This window comes from Sneathiella sedimenti, assembly GCF_017313765.1.
Lineage (GTDB): Bacteria > Pseudomonadota > Alphaproteobacteria > Sneathiellales > Sneathiellaceae > Sneathiella > Sneathiella sedimenti.
Map to the genome: position 1 here is coordinate 1 of NZ_JAFLNC010000006.1, position 17,263 is coordinate 17,263.

The window sequence follows — 17,263 nt, forward strand, 5'->3', positions numbered from 1 at the left end:
TCAAGATACCCGTTGCAACAAAAAGTCGTCATTCAACAACCCCGCCGCCCAGGCATCCCTTCTCATAATATCCACAATGTCAAAAAACAAACCGCCCAAAATCAAAAATTCCGGACAAAAAAAACGCCGCCGAACTCACCCTGAACTTCATCAGGCGTATCCGACTGCGTCGTTGCCCATCTTATATAGATAACCGGACAACGGCGTCAACAGGTAATTTTACAAAAAAAGGAAGAAAAGATTATATCTTTAACGCGCCTTTAATACAACTCTTATCTAATACAGGAATATGGATTACCTTGCCCGCTCTATAGCAATAATTGCGCAAGAGCGGAACTAGCAGAATATCCCTGTGCAAAGATTGCCTCGAGTATGGAGTTAGTAAGATTTATCTGTTAAGGCATAAGCATAATAATAATTGTAACACACAAGGTAGTGCAATCATGTCACGGCCAAAAATTGGCTTGGCCCTGGGGAGCGGCGTCGCCCGCGGCTGGGCTCATATCGGCGTTCTGAGGCGACTGGAAAATGAGGGTTTCAAACCCGACTATGTCTGCGGCACTTCTATTGGCGCCCTCATCGGCGGCATGTATCTGGCAGGAAAACTCGATGAACTGGAAAGCTGGGCGAGATCCCTTGGAAAATCCGGCCTGTTTCGCCTTCTCGACATTCGGCTTACCGGTGGCGGGCTTATTTCAGGCTCCAAGTTATTCACCCTGCTCGAAGACACATTAGGTGACACCAAGATAGAAGACCTGCCGGTACCTTTTGCGGCCGTCACAACTGAACTTGGTACCGGTCACGAAATCTGGATTCGTGAGGGAAACCTGGCGCAAGCGATTACCGCGTCTTACGCCCTACCCGGATTATTCTCTCCCCAGAAAATCGACGACCGCTGGCTTATCGACGGCGCCCTGACTAACCCTGTTCCGGTATCTGTATGCCGGGCCATGGGCGCCCGGCTGGTCATTGCCGTAAATCTGAACGCAGACGTCTTCGGAATGGCCAATATCGGTGAAAGCGAATCAGATTTTGTTCTGGATGACAATGGCAACAAGACGAGGCTGTTCCACGCCCGATCACCGCTCAACCTGATGAAACACAGGTTTTTCGACAAATCCGGCACCGAGCCGAGCATCTTCGGCGTCATGATGTCGTCCCTGAATATTGTTCAGGATCGCCTCAGCCGGTCGCGCCTTGCCGGCGATCCCCCCGATATCACCATTGCACCCAGGCTGGCGCAACATGGATTGCTGGAATTCGACAAGGCGGCGGAAATGATTATCGAAGGAGAGGCAGCAACAGAACGCTCCCTCACCTTCTTGAAGCATGCCATGGATGTTCTTGCTTAACGCCAAGATCAGCCGGTCGCGATGTAGTCACGAAGGGCCGCGGCCTCCCGCTCAACCTCATCCATCCGGCTTTTCACGACGTCACCGATCGAGATAAAACCGGCAAGTTCCCCATCATTCAGCACGGGCAAATGGCGAATGCGCTTCTCTGTCATCAATGCCATGACATTATCGATCGTTTCGGACGGGCTGGTTGTCACAAGATCAGATGTCATCAGGTCCTTGGCCAGCAGTTTGAGGCAGCCTTCGCCGGATTCCGAAAGACCACGGACTATATCCCGCTCAGACAACACACCACATAACTTGCCGGCCCCGTCCACAACCAGAACGGCGCCAATGCGCTTTTCCCCAAGAACATTCGAAACCGTCGCTATGCTGTCCGTGGGAGAAGCCGTGATAACGTCGCTCCCTTTTACCTTCAGAATACCTGCCACATTCATAGGGACCCTCCTTCTGGCACGCCGGACCGACCGCCGTCATAAATTTACTTTTGAAAAAACTAATTTATCAGAAGGGCCATGCAAACACAAATATTACCGTAAAAAAGAAGCACTTACGGCATTGCGAAGGGGCCATCGTCGTCATCGTCCTCGCCCTCATCACGTGTCGGTGGCGCGATAACGATCGTGACCTCTCCCTTGATTTTCTTCTCAGAGAATTGCTCCACCAGATCAACCAGCTGACCGCGATGTATATTCTCGAACTTTTTGGTAAGCTCAATACACACCGCCGCCGGACGATTGCCCAATATCTCATGGGCAATTTTTAATATTTTGCCCACACGAAAGGGAGATTCAAAAAATACGATTGAGGTTGGAGCCTCCGCAAAGGCCGCGAACAGCTTCCGCTGACGCCCCGGACGGCGGGGCAGGAACCCCAAAAAGGAAAACGCGGGCGTCGGCAGGCCTGAAACAGTCAAAGCGGTAATCACCGCACTCGGTCCGGGCAGTGCGACAACTTCATACCCGGCATCAACGACAGCGGCCGCGGCACGCTGTCCCGGATCGCTGATTCCCGGCGCCCCCGCATCAGAGGTGAGCCCAACAGACTTGCCTTCCCGAAGTAGGGATAGAATGCGTCCTACAGCCCGATCCTCATTATGCGCATGACAAGCAAAGATGATGGGCGGACTGGCAAGAGAATGACGCTCGAATATTTTCCGTGTATGACGGGTATCTTCGCACGCCAGCGCGTCGACCGATTGCAATATCCGCATCGCGCGCAGTGATATGTCCTCTAAATTTCCGATTGGCGTGGGAATGAGGTAAAGGGCTGGGCTAATCTCTTCGTTGTCTGTCATAACTGAAGGACTAACCATATTCTGCTGATCGACGCAACGATCCGCTGCCTTGCCGACCCTAAATAACAGAAAATATCTGGTCGCGAAGCCATTTGCCCGCCTCTGTCTGATCGGTGGATATATGCCAGTAGAGCTGAAGTTCGAGGTTCGGCGCGGCGAAGGGTAACGGAAAAGTCCGACAATTATACATTCGCGTCAGCTGCAACGGCGCCGTTAGCGCTAGACTGCTCTGTTCGATCATGTGAAATGCAGACTGGTAATGCTGAAGCCGCACGGCAATGCTTCGGGAAACACCGACTTTCCCAAGCTCTAAATCGACAAGGCCACCTCCACGGGGGCGCGACGATACAAGAATATGGGTCAGGCTTAAATAGTCGTCGAGCGACAGTTCCGCCTTGCCTGCCAGCGGATGATTCTGACCAACGACGCATACCTGTTGATCGCTCATCAACCTGCTGTGGATGAGCTGGCTATTTGCAAGCAGGGGAATATCAACCGCAAAATCGATTTCGCCAAGGGATAGCCGCCGCGGTATCGAGCGCCGGGGAACTTGAAAAGCCTGAATCGTCATAAGAGGCGCAAGTTGGCGTAACCTTTCAACGAGCCTGGGCAACAGGATGGTTTCACCAATATCACCGATTGCAATGCGCATCACTTTTTCACTTGTCAGCGGATCAAAATCCTCTTCAGCGCTGATGCCGGTCAGCAGGAGACGGAGCGCCTGACGAACCGGGCCTATCATTCTTTGGGCCATCGGCGTCGGATTCATCCGCTTACCCGCATGGATAAAAAGCGGATCGTCCAGACGTTCGCGCAAGCGTGCCAAAGCGTTGCTGACAGCCGGTTGCGTTACATTCAGATGGCGCGCCGCAAGTGTCAGATTGCCATGCGTATAGATCGCCTCGAATGTCATAAAAAGATTAAGATCGATTTGGTTGAGATTCATTCCGTTACTATAATTATTGTGAATAGTTTTTTATCATATAAATAAATTTTAATGATTATCATAGTGAGATTATCCTGCCTCGAGAAACAAATCGAGTTTACGAGGGTTCAGAAAAATGAATTTTACATTTACCGCAAAAGTCGACGACCTGGCCAGGCGCGTTGATAGCTTCATGAATACCAATGTCTATCCGGCTGAGCGGGAGTATCACGACTATATTGAGAAATCCAAGACTCGCTGGGTTATTCCCCCCGTGATGGAGGACCTAAAAAAGAAGGCGAAAGCGGACGGCTTATGGAACCTCTTTCTAGCAGAATTCGAAGATTATGGTGCGGGACTGAGCAATCTTGAATATGCCCCGCTTGCTGAAATCATGGGTCGGTCGATGATCGGACCCGAAGTTTTCAATTGCAGTGCACCTGATACCGGCAACATGGAAGTCCTCGCCCGATACGGAACCCAGGCCCAGCGCGATGAATGGCTGGTCCCGCTCCTGAACGGTGAGATTCGTTCCTCCTTTGCCATGACGGAGCCCGCTGTAGCCTCCTCCGACGCAACAAATATTCAATGTATGATAGACAAACAAGGCAATGAATATGTCATCAACGGGCGCAAATGGTGGACGTCCGGCGCCCCTGACCCACGCTGCAAAATCATGATCGTGATGGGCAAGACTGACGTAAATGCGCCGCGCCATCAGCAGCAATCCCAGATCCTTGTCCCCGTGGCGACCAAAGGGGTCACGATTGTTAGACCACTTAAAGTCTTCGGGTCGGACGATGCGCCCCATGGTCATGCCGAGGTTTTATTCGAGAATGTTCGCGTACCGGCGTCAAACCTGATCGGCAGCCAAGGTGAAGGCTTCGCCATCGCTCAAGGTCGTCTCGGACCCGGACGGATCCATCACTGCATGCGGTTGATTGGCTGCGCCCAACGGGCACTGGAAATGATGTGCGCCCGGGCAGAAAGTCGGGTTGCCTTTGGGAAGAAGCTAAGCGAACAAGGTTCGGTGCGTGAGGATATTGCAAGATCCATCTGTGACATTGAACAGGCACGCTTGCTTACCCTGAAAGCCGCCGCGCGGATGGATGAAGTATCCTATAAGGAAGCCCGCGACCTGATCGCCATGATTAAAGTTGTTGCCCCAACCATGGCACAAACGGTTATCGATCGGGCTATTCAGGTTCATGGCGCCATGGGATTGAGCCAGGATACCTTCCTTGCCGAAGCCTTTGCCTATGCCCGCACCGTCAGGCTCGCCGATGGACCGGATCAGGTTCATATGTCCTCGCTCGGCAAGCAGATAGTAGGCCGCTATGCCGCGTGATGATCAGATACCTGCCGGAGTGTCGGAGGGCTACGCCAGGCCCTCCGTCTTTTTACCACTCTTGCCATTTGTCCAAACCTATAGGGTCAAGATACTGGAGGAGACTGCAGGACATATTGTGATTGAAGCCCCCTTTCAGGAAGCTCTCTCGACACCCCCTGATCTTTTTCCGGCATCCTTCGTAGGAACGATTGGGGATATTGCCGCCGTAAGTGCCTGCAATTCCCTCCTGCCTGCGGGATGGGCGTGTGCCACTCTCGATTTTACAGTGAAAATGACCGGGCAGGCGCGAGGCGAAAAGCTGATCGCGCGCGGTCGTGTTCTGCAGAACGGCCGCACCCTTTCCGTTGGAGCGGCGGACATCTATTGTGTTTCCCAGGGACAAGAACGGCTTTGTGGCTCAGTTCTCGCCTCAACACGGAATTTCAAGATTTAGCCGACGTCAAGCTGCGGGGCGGCGGCGCACCAGGTAGCGCTGCTCCCCTTCCAGGACAAGCTCCCGCCGCTGGTTATGAATGGTGGAGCGCACCGTAACAACCCCGGTCGACTTCTGTTCCTTGAGGTCTGTGATAACCAGTTCCGGATAAACGGTATCGCCATAATATACAGGCCCAAGGAATTTTGATGACTGGTCAATAAAGGCGATAAGGGAGTCGCCGATCACATGCGGAAAAACGCCTGCGCCGGATGCCGTCTGAATCAGCACCTGAAATCCGTGGGCAAGCAATTCCGGGTGCCCCTGCTTCTTGCAGTACTCAACATCATAATGGATCGGGTGATTGTCACCGGAGGCCGCCTGAAAGGAAGAGAAATTGGCATCACGCAACGTTCGCGACGGAATGTAAAACCGTTGGCCGACAGTCAAGTCTTCAAAATAGCTTGTCTCGGCAAATTTATGATTATCTGGGTTAAATTGATCTTCTGACATTCCTCGCCTCGCTTGTTCATCAAGTCTTTTTAGTTATGGCATTTATAAAATGCGGCCTGCGCGCTATAGTTAAGGAACATATCATTCAAGTGCAAGGAACTAATCATGAAGGGCGACAGGTCCATTATCAAACATCTGAACATCATACTGAAAAATGAACTGACGGCCATAAACCAGTATTTCCTTCATGCCCGCATGCTCGAAGATTGGGGCCTCAAGGAGCTAGGTGAGAAGGAATATGACGAATCCATCGATGAGATGAAACATGCCGACAAACTCATCAAGCGGATACTATTCCTTGAAGGCCTCCCTAACCTGCAAGACCTTGGCAAATTGATGATAGGCGAAGACGTCAAGGAAATCATCGAATGCGATCTCAAGATGGAGAAGAGTGGCCATGTCGATCTAAAAGCAGCCATCAAGGATTGCGAAAGCAAGCAGGACTTTGTTTCCCGCGATTTGCTGGTCGATATTCTAGAATCGGAAGAAGAACATATTGATTGGCTGGAAACACAAATATCGCTGATCGAGAAGATGGGCATTCAGAACTACATCCAGTCACAAACCTCCTGAAAGCCCGGTTGTCTAACAGGTAACATTTCGCCTTAGCCCGGCAAAATGCCATTGACAACTATTCGCACAATGCCTATTTGTTAGGAATGATTTTCATTTTTAATATTAATTGGGCGTGAAATGTATATATGCCTTTGCAATGGATTGACGGACCGAGATATCAAAAGTGCCGTCGCGTCTGGCGCTCAGCGAATCGCAAATGTCTATGAATCTCTGGGGGCGGCCCCGCAGTGCGCGAAATGCACGACCAATATCCGGGATATCATTCGGGAATCCGCGGGCAATAATGCGCCAGTTACCGTTCGTCGGTGATCTGGCGACTTAATCAAAACTCAATCATTTATCGGGAAATGAAGAAATTACCCCCACCCTTTTAGGGTGAGGGATAAATTCAGTCTAAAGGGCCTTATTATTAATTTCAGCCTTGGCCTGGGCATACTGTTCTTTTAAGCGATCAACATATTCTTTAACGCTCGGCACGTCGCTTACGCTGCCAATTCCCTGCCCGGAACCCCAAATGTCCTTCCAGGCTTTTGACTTACCGGTTCCGCCGCTGCCAAAGTTCATCCGGCTTTTATCGGCACCCGGTAAATTTTCCGGATCAAGTCCAGCTTTCACGACGCTTGGGCGCAAATAGTTCCCGTGTACGCCGGTAAAGGTGTTGGTATAGAGAATATCCTCACCGGTACTCTCCACGATCATATTTTTGTATTCTTCGACCGCATTTGCTTCCCTGGTCGCGATAAAGGCGCTTCCCATATAGGCGAGGTCTGCTCCCATCGCCTGGGCTGCCAGAATCGATCGGCCATTAGCAATCGCGCCCGAAAGTGCAATCGGTCCATCGAAGAACTGCCGAACTTCGGAAACAAGAGCAAAGGGGCTCAACCGTCCGGCATGACCGCCTGCGCCGGCACAAACCAGAATCAATCCGTCGACTCCGGCTTCAAGTGCTTTCTCTGCATGGCGGATGGTAGTCACGTCGTGCAGGATAATACCGCCGTAAGAATGGATGGCTTCTACAATCTCATTCGGCGCACGAAGGCTTGTAATAATGACCGGGACTTTATGCTTGATGCAAAGCTCAACATCCTGCTCCAGCCGGGAATTCGAGGCATGAACGATTTGATTGACTGCAAAGGGAGCAACTTTCTGCTCCGGATTAGCCGTTGCATAATCAGAAAGTTCAGTCTTGATCTGGTGGAGCCATTCATCCAGCTGGGAGAGAGGCCGCGCATTAAGGGCAGGAAATGATCCAACGATACCCTGCTGGCACTGCGCAATAACCAACTCTGGCCCGGACACAATAAACATCGGTGATGCAATTACCGGAAGAGAAAGACGCCCTTCCAGAACGGTCGGCATAGACATTTATTGAATGTCTCCTGTTTATTTTTTGAAGGTTCAGCCAGGTCTGGATCTTGCGCCCAGTTACCTGGCTTTATAAAGTTCTACCAAGCCTGGATCTTGCGCCCAGTTACTTGGATTTAGATTTTTTAGCCAGGCCTGGATCTTGCGCCCAGTTACCCGGCTTGGCCATTCTATTAGCAGGCTTTTTTTAAAATGACAAATTGTCATTATTGACAAAATTTCATTTTTCCTCTTCGCACCTGCAGCATTATTGCGAATAATCTTTGAAAAACAAAATATTATTACTTTTGGCCCTGCGTAAAAAAAATTTCTTCGAAACCAACGGTCGCGGTACTTCAGAGTCAAAACCGGGTCCTCGGGTCGCGATTCACCATTTTTGATTCTCTTTTCATCGACAAATTCCGTCTCTTCGAACCCAATTTTGTAGTCGGCTAATTTTTCCCACAAATCGGGAAATATTGCCGCCTCTGCCTATGATGAGAAGGTGCTGTTTCTCGCCGCCACCTTAAAAACCTATAGTTTTACTCCACTTTGCCGTTGATTTGATTCTGGCACAAAGGCTGCATATGGAAGAGCAAGTAAATCTTTATGGAGACTATTTGTGCTGCAAGCTGAAATAAACACACAATCTGTTTCAAACAGATTCGAAAAACGGGGTGCCTTTCGGGTATCAAACCCTGTCCTTAGTGTCGAGATTGACGGAGTCCGGTTTTCCACGGAGAACTGGTCGCTGGATGGATTGCTGTTGAACGGCGTCGCGGAGCATATAGAGTTGGATAAACCAATCGAAGGAATTATCGGTCCGATTGGCTCTCCGGAAATGTGCCGCTTTGGAGGACGTATTGTGCGCATCGATGAAGATGACATGACGACGGCAATTGAACTGGACGAGAAAAATGCCGACGTAGCGGCACTACTTCCTTTATGGGTTTTGAAATATGGCGCTCGTTAGACCATTTCGGCGCTCCCGGGCTTGACAATCCGGAAGCGCGATCACTAAGGTCATTTAAGTTGCCGGGTTAAGCTGGCATTCCTTGATTATCCTGATGGGAGAGACCGGTACACCGGCGCCGAAGGAGCAACCGCCCCGGAAACTCTCAGGCACATGTACCGTCAGGAAAGAGGGCTCTGGAGAGTATGTCGCGGCACGGCCGAACGCATCACCGAAGAGGTAAGCCGGGATTATACCGGCATAATCTTTCAGGTACCGGGACAGAGGGGGCATCTATTGAACGCGTTGGTGGATTTTCACCAGAGTGAGAAGGGGTGCCTGCAAATGACGAAAATCTCCAAATCCGGCCTCGGTAATGTAACGCCCGTCGTGCCGTCGAAACCAACCAGCCCGCCAAACCCAACGTCCCAGTTAAACGTTAATATCAGCGTTACCGATCTTTATACAATTGGCATTGGCCCCTCCAGTTCTCATACTGTGGGCCCGATGCGGGCCGCAAAGCGGTTCGTTGATCGGCTGGAAGTAGAAAAATTACTCCCTAAAACTGATCGGCTTCTGGTCGAACTTTATGGTTCCCTGGCCCTGACTGGGCATGGCCATGCGACAGATATCGCTATTCTTCTGGGGCTGAGTGGCGAGCGCCCGTCCACCGTCGATCCGGAGAATGTCCATCCGCTGGTCGAAAAAATTCGGGCAAGCGGGAGGATTTTACTCAATGGTCAGAAGGAGATTCCGTTTTTCGAAGACCAGAGCCTTCTCTTCCTGAAAGACCAACTCCTTCCCGAACATTCAAACGGCATGCGGTTCTATGCCTATGACGCAGACGGCACGCAACTTTTCAGCCGTGACTATTTCTCTGTCGGTGGCGGCTACGTCGTCTCTCACAACGAAGGCGACAGGGCAGAGACAAAGGGGCATAACATAGTCCTTCCCTATCCCTTCACCTCCGCAGGAGAACTTCTCGAGATGGGAAAGAAAAGCGGGCTCAGCATCGCGGAAATGATGCTTGCTAATGAAGGAAGCTGGCGGAGCGAGGAAGAAACCTTCACCTTCCTCGACGATGTCAACGATGCCATGATCAGTTGCATCAAAAGGGGTTGCGAGGGCAAAGGTATCTTGCCGGGCGGTCTCAAGGTGAAACGACGGGCAAACGCGTTATACAGGGATTTGATGGAGAATCCTGAACGGGCTTCCCGCGATCCATTGACTGTACTGGACTGGGTTAACCTCTATGCCCTCGCGGTGAACGAGGAGAATGCGGCTGGCGGCCGGGTCGTAACGGCACCCACAAATGGCGCGGCTGGGGTGATCCCCGCCGTCCTGAAATATTACCAGCGCTTCTGCCCCGGCGTCACAAAGGAAGGTACACGCAATTTCCTGCTCACCGCGGCCGCGATTGGTGCCATCTATAAGAAGCGCGCGTCAATCTCCGCCGCCGAGATGGGCTGCCAGGGCGAAGTAGGTGTCGCCTGCTCCATGGCCGCCGGCGCGCTAACGGCTGTTCTTGGCGGCACAAATGAGCAGGTGGAGAATGCCGCTGAAATCGGGATGGAGCATAATCTCGGCCTTACCTGTGATCCTATTGGCGGACTGGTGCAGATACCCTGTATCGAACGGAATACCATGGGCGCAATGAAGGCTATCAATGCCTGCCGCCTTGCGCTATCCGGTGACGGCACCCATGTTGTTTCCCTCGATGAGGTGATCGAAACCATGCGCCAGACCGGCGTTGATATGCTCAGTAAATATAAGGAAACCTCGCAAGGCGGCCTCGCGGTAAACGTCGTGGAGTGCTAAACGTTCACTCGTCGCGGGTCAGTATCTTCTGGATGTGAAGCGGCAGGGCAAACGCCGCGAGATGCACTTCCGGCGTATAGTAATCCGTTGCAATCCCGGCCTCGACATATCTTTCCGCGAGCCGGGAGAGGCTGACTTTTCGATGATCTGCATCATCCGTCGCCCAACCATAGGCCATCACACCGCCGACGTAGCTCGGGATTGCGGCAAGATAAAAGCTGACATCCTTAAATTGGCTTCCAAGCCGATCATAGCTCGTCCGAAGTTCGCCTTCCTGCACGAAAGGCACGCCATTTTGCGTGATGATGATCCCGCCCGGTGATAGGCAAGCCTTGCAGTCAGCATAAAATTCCTTGGTATACAGGACTTCGCCAGGACCGTGTGGATCGGTGCTATCAATAATGATGACATCCCATCGGTCAGACGTCTCACGCACAAATTTGCAGCCATCGGCAATGATCAACTCGAGACGCGGGTCATCAAACGCGCCGCCGGACACCGAGGGCATAAATTTCTTGCTGAGTTCCACGACTGTGCGATCAATATCAACCATGGTCACAGCGATATTGCTGTGTTTCATTAACTGTCGCGCTGCACCGCCGTCTCCACCGCCAATAATCAACGCCCGGCTCACTTTACCATGCGCCAGAACAGGAACATGCACGAACATTTCGTGATAGATGAACTCGTCCTTTTCCGTCGTCTGGACGGCGCCATCAAGGGACATGACCCGACCAAACTGACTATTTTCAAAAATCATCAGGTCCTGGAGGTCTGTTTTCTCCCGGTAGATCACCTTTTCGACATTAAGGGCCAGATTGACGCCTGAATGCAGCCCTTCATCAAACAGTTCCATCAACTGACAATTCCCCGCTTGATTTCATTAAGCTGAAGGGTTTCTGGGTTGAAAGCCTCCCGTAAGATCGGGATGGCCTTATACGGGTCCGTCTTGCCACACATAAAGATGTCCAGCGCCATATAGCCGCGCTCCGGCCAGCTGTGAAAACTGATATGACTTTCTGCCAACACCGCGACACCGGAAAGACCATCCGGTTCAAACGCATGAATATGGAAATGCAGCAAGGTGGCGCCCGCCACGTCGATCGCATGACGCAGCGTTTCCTCGATCAGCACCGGATCGTTAAAACCGTCGCCATTCCAAAGATCAATGATCAAATGGGTGCCCGCGAATGTCAGGCCATCCTTATGAACAAAATAATCGAGACGATCTTCTTCCACCGCTTCGGGCGCGATTGCCATATTCTCATTCTCGAGCATAATTCCCGCGAATGCCTCCTTCACTGCCATATCATAAGGTGCCGCGTTATCGCCGAGACCACTACTTAGTGCAAGTGAAAAGTGGCAACTTCACTTGTGTTTCGGACACCAGTCAACGCAAAATGAGGAGGATTGAACAAGAGAGATAAACAGGTCGTCAAAATGCCCGAAACAAATGTCGAATTATTCGGCTATAAATTCAGCGTTTATACCCGGATCGTAAGGATCGTTCTGCAGGAAAAGGGAATCGCCTTTGATGCGCAGGAGATTAATCCATTCGCAGTGGATTTACTAGACAATTACCTCGACATTCACCCCTTCAAGCGGGTCCCTGCCATCCGCCATGGTGATTTCACACTGTATGAGACGAGCGCGATCACGCAATATCTTGACGAGGCTTTTGATGGCCCTTCCTTGCAGCCCGGAACGGCAAGAGAGCGTGCCAGAATGCATCAGGTCATCGGGATAACAGACAGCTACGGATACCAGCCTCTGGTCAGGAAGGTTTTCTCCCAGAAAGTTTTCGGACCGGCATTTGGCGACCCGACCAATGAGAATATCGTGGTCGAGGGATTAACAGAAAGCGACCGCATATTAAGTGCACTTGAAAAGCTCCTAAGCGAGGACGGATATATATCTGCCCCCACTTATTCACTGGCCGATGCACATGTCATTCCGATGATCGACTATTTTCTGATGGCGCCGGAAGGCGCCGCCATGTTCAGCAGATACCCAAAACTTAGCCGCTGGTGGAACAGCGTAAAAGAAAGGCCGAGCACTGTTTTTACCCGGCCAAGTTTACCATGTTAGGACCAACCAACTGGTCTATTTCAGATTCACATACTCATAGTCGACCGGCATATTGTTGATGCCGCGGTCCGGCGCGGCGATCCAGCCTGCCATCTTGCCAGGTTCAATAACCTGTTGCATCAGGCTATGAATAAAAGCACGGTCACTATCTGACGGCAGGAACTCGTCACGGCGGCGTTCATATTCTTCCGCAGAAATAAAAGCGCCTTTGGGATCTGTAATGACATCCGCCCAAAGCCCGATCTGCCGACGGAACCGGCTTGAAGGTAATTCGATCGTGAAGTCAAATCCTGCTTTCTTTATCAGGCGATTCCAACGGGTTACGCCAACCATGCAGTCCTTGATATAAGCGGTTCGGACTTGCTCGTTTATGGCACTACGTACCGTAATCTCACCCATACGAACGCTGCCCGCTTCATCTGGCATTTCAATCTCTAAGGATGTGTCCCGCTCCACATGATCTTCAAACACGCGCTCATCCGGACGCCCCTTGATGCCATTCGCAAAAGAGATTGCTGCATTGGAGGAGATTTCCGCGCCAAATAGATCCATGCAGGAAGAAAACCAGTAATTCACATAGCGCTGCAAGGTCGGGAGATCAATAACACCCGCTTTCCGCAAAATTACGGGATCATCAGACTTGAGCTCCACCATTTTTTCCAGCGTGCGCTTGAATATCCGAGTGATTCCGGTCTCCCCGACATACATGTGATGCGCCTCCTCTGTCAGCATGAACTGGCACGTGCGCGCAAGCGGATCAAAGGACGATTCAGCAAGGCATTTGAGCTGATATTTTCCGTCCCGATCGGTGAAATAGGTAAACATGAAGAAGGAGAGCCATTCACTGATTGGCTCGTTGAACGTGCCAAGAATACGCGGATTATCCTCGCTTCCTGAATGACGCATCAATAGGTCTTCCGCCTCTTCGCGGCCATCCCGACCAAAATAGGCATGCAGCAGATATACCATGGCCCAAAGATGCCTTCCCTCTTCCACATTGACCTGAAAAAGGTTACGCAAATCAAAAAGCGAGGGGCATGTCTGCCCAAGCAGGCGCTGCTGCTCAACCGACGCAGGCTCTGTATCACCCTGGGTCACGATCAACCGGCGAAGGATCGAGCGATACTCGCCCGGCACCTGCTGCCACACCGGCTTGCCAAATTCATCACCAAATCCAATGGTGCGACCCTCTTGCTGATCTGCGAGAAAAATACCCCAACGGTAGTCCGGCATCTTTACCGCGCCGAATGTCGCCCAGCCCTTGGCGTCAACGGAGGTTGCCGTCCGAAGATAAACGTCGTTGGCTTGAAACCCTTCTGGACCCAGTTCCTGCCACCATTCAAGAAACCGGGGTTGCCAATGCTCCAGAGCCCGCTGCAAACGGCGATCATTACCAAGGTCGACGTTATTCGGGATACGCTCCTGATAATTGATCATCATGTTACACTCTCCTTTTGTCGAATTCTGCTTTGGTACCGCTACCAAACAATTTAAGGGCACCCTTCTCGCCAACGGCATTGGGCCGGTTAAATATCCAGTTTTGCCATGCTGATAGACGTCCGAATATACGCGTCGCCTGGGTTTCCGCGCCGCCGAAGCGCAAATTTGCTTCCAGGCCCGTCAATGCATCCGGAGACAGGCTCGCGCGCTCCTCAATCAGGAGCCGGATTTCCTCAGCCCAATCAATATCATCGGGAATAAAGGTGACGAGGCCCTTTTCCTCCGCATCTACCGCATCGATCTGCATACCGGTCTGCTGCTTCAGGAGACTGAGAACACTCTCATCTTGATAAAAGCGACGAGCGAGTCGGGTTAGCCCGTTCACGGCTTCAAAGGCCCCGAAATTCATCTGGCTTAAGGCAATATGCGGCGGATTACCGTCTTCCTTCGCGATATCCAGCATGTAGATACGATCCGCAGCGAGAGCGACCTCGTAAAGAGTCCCAGCAAAACATGACCCCTCGTCCACCAGTGCAAAAAGACTGCGGGAGGAAACATCAAGGCGGGCCAGTGTCCTACGGATCATTCCGATGACTTCCCGGACGAACCAGTCATCCTGATGCGCGAAAAGGACGGTATCTGCTTTCAATACAACATCGACGTCACCGCGTGTTTTCAGGAGAATTGTACCGACTTCCTCGTTATTTGTCCGCAGCATGAGAATGGCGTCGTCAAGCTCACGCGCCATGGCGAGAGGCCACCACCCAGCGCCAGCCGCGTGAATATCCGTGAGAGTCTCCGGGAGTTGTCCATCCGGAGACAAAATCGTAATCGTCGCAACCCCTGACGCTTCATCCAGCGCAGCATCAACATACCGATAATGATAACCATCCTTATCAATCCGCCGATCCAGTGGCGTCAATTCTATACCCACTGCCTGCTCAGGTCGCAGACTGCCGACCGCGAGTTCTTCTGCACGCAATTTTACTTTTTTATCAAAACTGTTTCGCGGCACGACCTCATCCACGAGTCTCCACTCCTTTGCGCGGCGCCCGCGGACACCGTCCGGATTGGTACAAAAAACATCAGCGAGATCATGCCGCACTTTACGCTTGTCCGTGAGGCGCGTAAGCCCGCCTGTACCCGGCAACACCCCTAGAAGGGGCACCTCCGGCAGGCTTACGGCGCTGGACCGATCATCAATCAGGAATATTTCGTCACACGCCAGCGCCAACTCATATCCACCGCCGGCAGTTGTTCCGTTACAGGCAGCAAGAAATTTTATGCCGGAAAAACGGCTGGTATCCTCGATACTATTTCGGGTTTCATTTGTGAATTTACAGAAATTCACCTTCCATCCATGCGAGGACGTACCCAGCATATATATGTTGGCGCCAGCGCAGAACATCTTGTCCAGCCCGCTGGTAATGATAACGCTACGCACTGTCGGATGTTCGAAACGGATCCGCTGCAGCGCATCGTTTAGCTCAATATCCACACCGAGGTCATAGGAGTTGAGCTTTAACTGGTATCCAGGCACCAACCCACCATCTTCATCAACCACCAGCGTTAGGGTGGCTATGTCACCTGCCACGGAAAGCTGCCAATGGCGGTAATTGTCAGGATGTCTGTCAAACGTGATCATAGGGTTTCCTACCGGGATAGATAAAGAAAACGCCTATAGATTAGATGCACTTTAGTGCATGTCAAGCAATTTACTGCATGTCACCGGACAGAAGGCCGGAGACTATCTGCCCCAAATCCTGGAGACTTTCCGGGACCTCCTTGCCAGAGGTGTCACAATTGGCATCCGCGCGTCGATAGAGGGGCACTCTTGCTGCCAGTATTTGCTTCAGGTCGGCCATCGCCTCCCGGCTGTTGGCCATAGGACGCATGTCACCTTGAGCAATAACCCTTGCCATATGCTCTTCCGGTTTCGCCTGCAGCCAGACAACGTGGGTTCTGCTTAATAGCAGCGAGAGAGTTTGTTCATCAACGACGATACTTCCTCCCGTGGCGATAACAACCTCATCCTGCTTGGTAACGATGTCCGTCAGGCAACGGCGTTCCCACCTGCGAAAGGAGGGTTGTCCTGCCAACGCAAAGATTTCATCCAAGCTCGCGCCGAATTCCGTCTCAATAACCTTGTTTAACTCAATGAAACCAAACCCGAGCATTTCGGCGAGAAGCGGGCCAAGCGTTGATTTTCCAGCCCCGCGAAGACCAATCAATGATATCCGCCGACCTTTCGCCGCATCCTCTGACTTGACCAGATGCTGCTGGGCACCAGCAATCACAGCGGAAAGCTGATCCCGTGACAACCGCCTTCCAAGACTGTACAGTTCACGCATTTCGGCGCTGAACTCTTCACCAACGGAAACCAAATCTACCAGTGTCGTATCCATGGCCTCAGCAATCTGCCGAAGCACAAGCATGGACGCATTCCCCTGCCCCGTCTCCAGCTTGGCGAGATAGCGCTCAGACACACCGGAATCGCGCGCAAGGATTTTGCGGGTCATTCCCCTCTGCGCTCGCAATGCACGAACATTGGCACCAAGCGCAGAAAGAAAGTCATCTGCCTTGTCATCTTCTCGTCGCTCGGTCTCAAAGGTCGTCTTGATCATGTCACAACCACCTGCCAATTGAACATTATCCGCTGGACAAAATGCATTATATTTCCTATTCCATTTTTTAGTAGTATTTTTTGGAGAAAAGCAACATTGGCCGATCAGATAAAAATTCTTGTTAGCACCATGACCGGAACAGCCGAGCTTGTCGCCGAAGAAATAGCAGACGCATTGTCGGCCAAGGGAGAAGTTGCGGAAATCCTGTTAATGGATGACCTGGACGCCAATATTCTGAATAACGGTAGTGCCTATATTATCTGCACATCAACGTATGGACAGGGAGATATACCGGATAACGGGCAGGCCTTTATCGATCATCTCTCCCTCGCGTCTCCTGATCTTTCCGGTGTCAAATATGGCGTTTTCGCGCTTGGGGATCTGACCTACAACCAAACCTTCTGTAATGCAGGAAACCTATTCGACGAAGCCTTTAATAAGTATGGCGCGGTACGCATCGGGGAGATCTTGCGTCACGACGCCTCCTCCGGTGAATTGCCCGAAGACCAGGCAGGAGAATGGGCCGAAGAATGGCTTGAGTTGCTGAAGGCAGCGTAGTGCGAATTGA

19 protein-coding genes and 2 riboswitches are annotated in these 17,263 nt (G+C 51.7%); of the genes, 9 read left to right on the top strand and 10 right to left on the bottom strand.

The window, feature by feature from the left end; all coding sequences use genetic code 11:
- The first annotated feature begins 443 nt into the window (after window positions 1–443).
- Window positions 444–1,352: a patatin-like phospholipase family protein gene (locus J0X12_RS16215; protein ID WP_207047487.1), complete on the top strand. Its 909-nt coding sequence runs from the start codon at window positions 444–446 to the stop codon at window positions 1,350–1,352.
- Between the two features lie 8 nt (window positions 1,353–1,360).
- On the opposite strand, the gene J0X12_RS16220 is transcribed toward J0X12_RS16215, so the two are convergent.
- From J0X12_RS16220 to J0X12_RS16230, 3 genes are all read right to left on the bottom strand, one after another.
- The gene (locus tag J0X12_RS16220; protein ID WP_207047488.1) at window positions 1,361–1,792 is read right to left on the bottom strand and encodes a CBS domain-containing protein; all 432 of its coding nucleotides are present in this window, start codon (window positions 1,790–1,792) and stop codon (window positions 1,361–1,363) included.
- A gap of 113 nt (window positions 1,793–1,905) precedes the next feature.
- On the bottom strand, window positions 1,906–2,652 hold the full coding sequence (gene rsmI, locus J0X12_RS16225; RefSeq protein ID WP_207047489.1) for a 16S rRNA (cytidine(1402)-2'-O)-methyltransferase: 747 nt from the start codon (window positions 2,650–2,652) through the stop codon (window positions 1,906–1,908).
- Between the two features lie 58 nt (window positions 2,653–2,710).
- Entirely contained in the window at window positions 2,711–3,598 is an 888-nt protein-coding gene (locus tag J0X12_RS16230; protein WP_207047490.1) for a LysR family transcriptional regulator, read from the bottom strand.
- A 115-nt stretch (window positions 3,599–3,713) separates the two neighbouring features.
- Between J0X12_RS16230 and J0X12_RS16235 the strand changes: the two genes are divergently transcribed.
- On the top strand, window positions 3,714–4,925 hold the full coding sequence (locus J0X12_RS16235; protein WP_207047491.1) for an acyl-CoA dehydrogenase family protein: 1,212 nt from the start codon (window positions 3,714–3,716) through the stop codon (window positions 4,923–4,925).
- Window positions 4,915–5,361, top strand: coding sequence for a PaaI family thioesterase (locus tag J0X12_RS16240; protein WP_207047492.1), 447 nt, complete (start codon window positions 4,915–4,917; stop codon window positions 5,359–5,361). The genes J0X12_RS16235 and J0X12_RS16240 overlap by 11 nt, the downstream gene beginning before the upstream one ends.
- A gap of 6 nt (window positions 5,362–5,367) precedes the next feature.
- Here J0X12_RS16240 and J0X12_RS16245 read toward each other — a convergent pair whose 3' ends face one another.
- The gene (locus J0X12_RS16245; protein WP_207047493.1) at window positions 5,368–5,853 is read right to left on the bottom strand and encodes a MaoC family dehydratase; all 486 of its coding nucleotides are present in this window, start codon (window positions 5,851–5,853) and stop codon (window positions 5,368–5,370) included.
- 105 nt (window positions 5,854–5,958) lie between these two features.
- Here J0X12_RS16245 and bfr point away from each other — a divergent pair, with 105 nt between their 5' ends.
- Together bfr and J0X12_RS17710 are read left to right on the top strand one after the other, a co-directional pair.
- On the top strand, window positions 5,959–6,426 hold the full coding sequence (gene bfr / locus J0X12_RS16250) for a bacterioferritin (protein WP_207047494.1): 468 nt from the start codon (window positions 5,959–5,961) through the stop codon (window positions 6,424–6,426).
- 120 nt (window positions 6,427–6,546) lie between these two features.
- Entirely contained in the window at window positions 6,547–6,738 is a 192-nt protein-coding gene (locus J0X12_RS17710) for a (2Fe-2S)-binding protein (protein ID WP_420497097.1), read from the top strand.
- Between the two features lie 84 nt (window positions 6,739–6,822).
- Here J0X12_RS17710 and J0X12_RS16260 read toward each other — a convergent pair whose 3' ends face one another.
- Window positions 6,823–7,794, bottom strand: coding sequence for an NAD(P)H-dependent flavin oxidoreductase (locus J0X12_RS16260; protein ID WP_207047496.1), 972 nt, complete (start codon window positions 7,792–7,794; stop codon window positions 6,823–6,825).
- A 601-nt stretch (window positions 7,795–8,395) separates the two neighbouring features.
- On the opposite strand from J0X12_RS16260, the gene J0X12_RS16265 reads away from it, so the two are divergent.
- Window positions 8,396–8,746 carry a hypothetical protein gene (locus J0X12_RS16265; protein ID WP_207047497.1) on the top strand — a complete coding sequence of 117 codons (351 nt, stop codon included), beginning with the start codon at window positions 8,396–8,398 and terminating at the stop codon, window positions 8,744–8,746.
- A gap of 85 nt (window positions 8,747–8,831) precedes the next feature.
- A riboswitch (glycine riboswitch) is annotated at window positions 8,832–8,917 on the top strand.
- Between the two features lie 3 nt (window positions 8,918–8,920).
- Window positions 8,921–9,012: riboswitch (glycine riboswitch) on the top strand.
- 58 nt (window positions 9,013–9,070) lie between these two features.
- A complete protein-coding gene (locus J0X12_RS16270; protein WP_207047498.1) occupies window positions 9,071–10,543 on the top strand; it encodes an L-serine ammonia-lyase in 1,473 nt (490 codons plus the stop codon).
- A gap of 4 nt (window positions 10,544–10,547) precedes the next feature.
- On the opposite strand, the gene speE is transcribed toward J0X12_RS16270, so the two are convergent.
- Window positions 10,548–11,399, bottom strand: coding sequence for a polyamine aminopropyltransferase (gene speE, locus J0X12_RS16275; RefSeq protein WP_207047499.1), 852 nt, complete (start codon window positions 11,397–11,399; stop codon window positions 10,548–10,550).
- Complete coding sequence (gene speD / locus J0X12_RS16280; RefSeq protein ID WP_207047500.1) at window positions 11,399–11,845, bottom strand: adenosylmethionine decarboxylase; 447 nt, start codon at window positions 11,843–11,845, stop codon at window positions 11,399–11,401. The genes speE and speD overlap by 1 nt, the downstream gene beginning before the upstream one ends.
- Window positions 11,846–11,983: 138 nt before the next feature.
- Here speD and J0X12_RS16285 point away from each other — a divergent pair, with 138 nt between their 5' ends.
- On the top strand, window positions 11,984–12,631 hold the full coding sequence (locus tag J0X12_RS16285) for a glutathione S-transferase family protein (RefSeq protein ID WP_207047501.1): 648 nt from the start codon (window positions 11,984–11,986) through the stop codon (window positions 12,629–12,631).
- Between the two features lie 15 nt (window positions 12,632–12,646).
- Here J0X12_RS16285 and boxB read toward each other — a convergent pair whose 3' ends face one another.
- From boxB to J0X12_RS16300, 3 genes are all read right to left on the bottom strand, one after another.
- Window positions 12,647–14,071, bottom strand: coding sequence for a benzoyl-CoA 2,3-epoxidase subunit BoxB (gene boxB / locus J0X12_RS16290; RefSeq protein ID WP_207047502.1), 1,425 nt, complete (start codon window positions 14,069–14,071; stop codon window positions 12,647–12,649).
- 1 nt (window position 14,072) lies between these two features.
- The gene (gene boxC / locus J0X12_RS16295) at window positions 14,073–15,716 is read right to left on the bottom strand and encodes a 2,3-epoxybenzoyl-CoA dihydrolase (RefSeq protein ID WP_207047503.1); all 1,644 of its coding nucleotides are present in this window, start codon (window positions 15,714–15,716) and stop codon (window positions 14,073–14,075) included.
- Between the two features lie 70 nt (window positions 15,717–15,786).
- Window positions 15,787–16,695 carry a helix-turn-helix transcriptional regulator gene (locus J0X12_RS16300; protein ID WP_207047504.1) on the bottom strand — a complete coding sequence of 303 codons (909 nt, stop codon included), beginning with the start codon at window positions 16,693–16,695 and terminating at the stop codon, window positions 15,787–15,789.
- 96 nt (window positions 16,696–16,791) lie between these two features.
- Between J0X12_RS16300 and J0X12_RS16305 the strand changes: the two genes are divergently transcribed.
- A complete protein-coding gene (locus J0X12_RS16305) occupies window positions 16,792–17,253 on the top strand; it encodes a flavodoxin domain-containing protein (RefSeq protein ID WP_207047505.1) in 462 nt (153 codons plus the stop codon).
- The last annotated feature ends 10 nt before the right edge of the window (window positions 17,254–17,263 follow it).

What these genes read in the sequence shown, in the direction of transcription:
- J0X12_RS16215 (WP_207047487.1), top strand. Translation starts at nt 444, where the DNA reads ATGTCACGGCCAAAAATTGGCTTGGCCCTGGGGAGCGGCGTCGCCCGC.
- J0X12_RS16220 (WP_207047488.1), bottom strand. Translation starts at nt 1,792, where the DNA reads ATGAATGTGGCAGGTATTCTGAAGGTAAAAGGGAGCGACGTTATCACG.
- rsmI (WP_207047489.1), bottom strand. Translation starts at nt 2,652, where the DNA reads ATGACAGACAACGAAGAGATTAGCCCAGCCCTTTACCTCATTCCCACG.
- J0X12_RS16230 (WP_207047490.1), bottom strand. Translation starts at nt 3,598, where the DNA reads ATGAATCTCAACCAAATCGATCTTAATCTTTTTATGACATTCGAGGCG.
- J0X12_RS16235 (WP_207047491.1), top strand. Translation starts at nt 3,714, where the DNA reads ATGAATTTTACATTTACCGCAAAAGTCGACGACCTGGCCAGGCGCGTT.
- J0X12_RS16240 (WP_207047492.1), top strand. Translation starts at nt 4,915, where the DNA reads ATGCCGCGTGATGATCAGATACCTGCCGGAGTGTCGGAGGGCTACGCC.
- J0X12_RS16245 (WP_207047493.1), bottom strand. Translation starts at nt 5,853, where the DNA reads ATGTCAGAAGATCAATTTAACCCAGATAATCATAAATTTGCCGAGACA.
- bfr (WP_207047494.1), top strand. Translation starts at nt 5,959, where the DNA reads ATGAAGGGCGACAGGTCCATTATCAAACATCTGAACATCATACTGAAA.
- J0X12_RS17710 (WP_420497097.1), top strand. Translation starts at nt 6,547, where the DNA reads ATGTATATATGCCTTTGCAATGGATTGACGGACCGAGATATCAAAAGT.
- J0X12_RS16260 (WP_207047496.1), bottom strand. Translation starts at nt 7,794, where the DNA reads ATGTCTATGCCGACCGTTCTGGAAGGGCGTCTTTCTCTTCCGGTAATT.
- J0X12_RS16270 (WP_207047498.1), top strand. Translation starts at nt 9,071, where the DNA reads ATGACGAAAATCTCCAAATCCGGCCTCGGTAATGTAACGCCCGTCGTG.
- speE (WP_207047499.1), bottom strand. Translation starts at nt 11,399, where the DNA reads ATGGAACTGTTTGATGAAGGGCTGCATTCAGGCGTCAATCTGGCCCTT.
- J0X12_RS16285 (WP_207047501.1), top strand. Translation starts at nt 11,984, where the DNA reads ATGCCCGAAACAAATGTCGAATTATTCGGCTATAAATTCAGCGTTTAT.
- boxB (WP_207047502.1), bottom strand. Translation starts at nt 14,071, where the DNA reads ATGATGATCAATTATCAGGAGCGTATCCCGAATAACGTCGACCTTGGT.
- boxC (WP_207047503.1), bottom strand. Translation starts at nt 15,716, where the DNA reads ATGATCACGTTTGACAGACATCCTGACAATTACCGCCATTGGCAGCTT.
- J0X12_RS16300 (WP_207047504.1), bottom strand. Translation starts at nt 16,695, where the DNA reads ATGATCAAGACGACCTTTGAGACCGAGCGACGAGAAGATGACAAGGCA.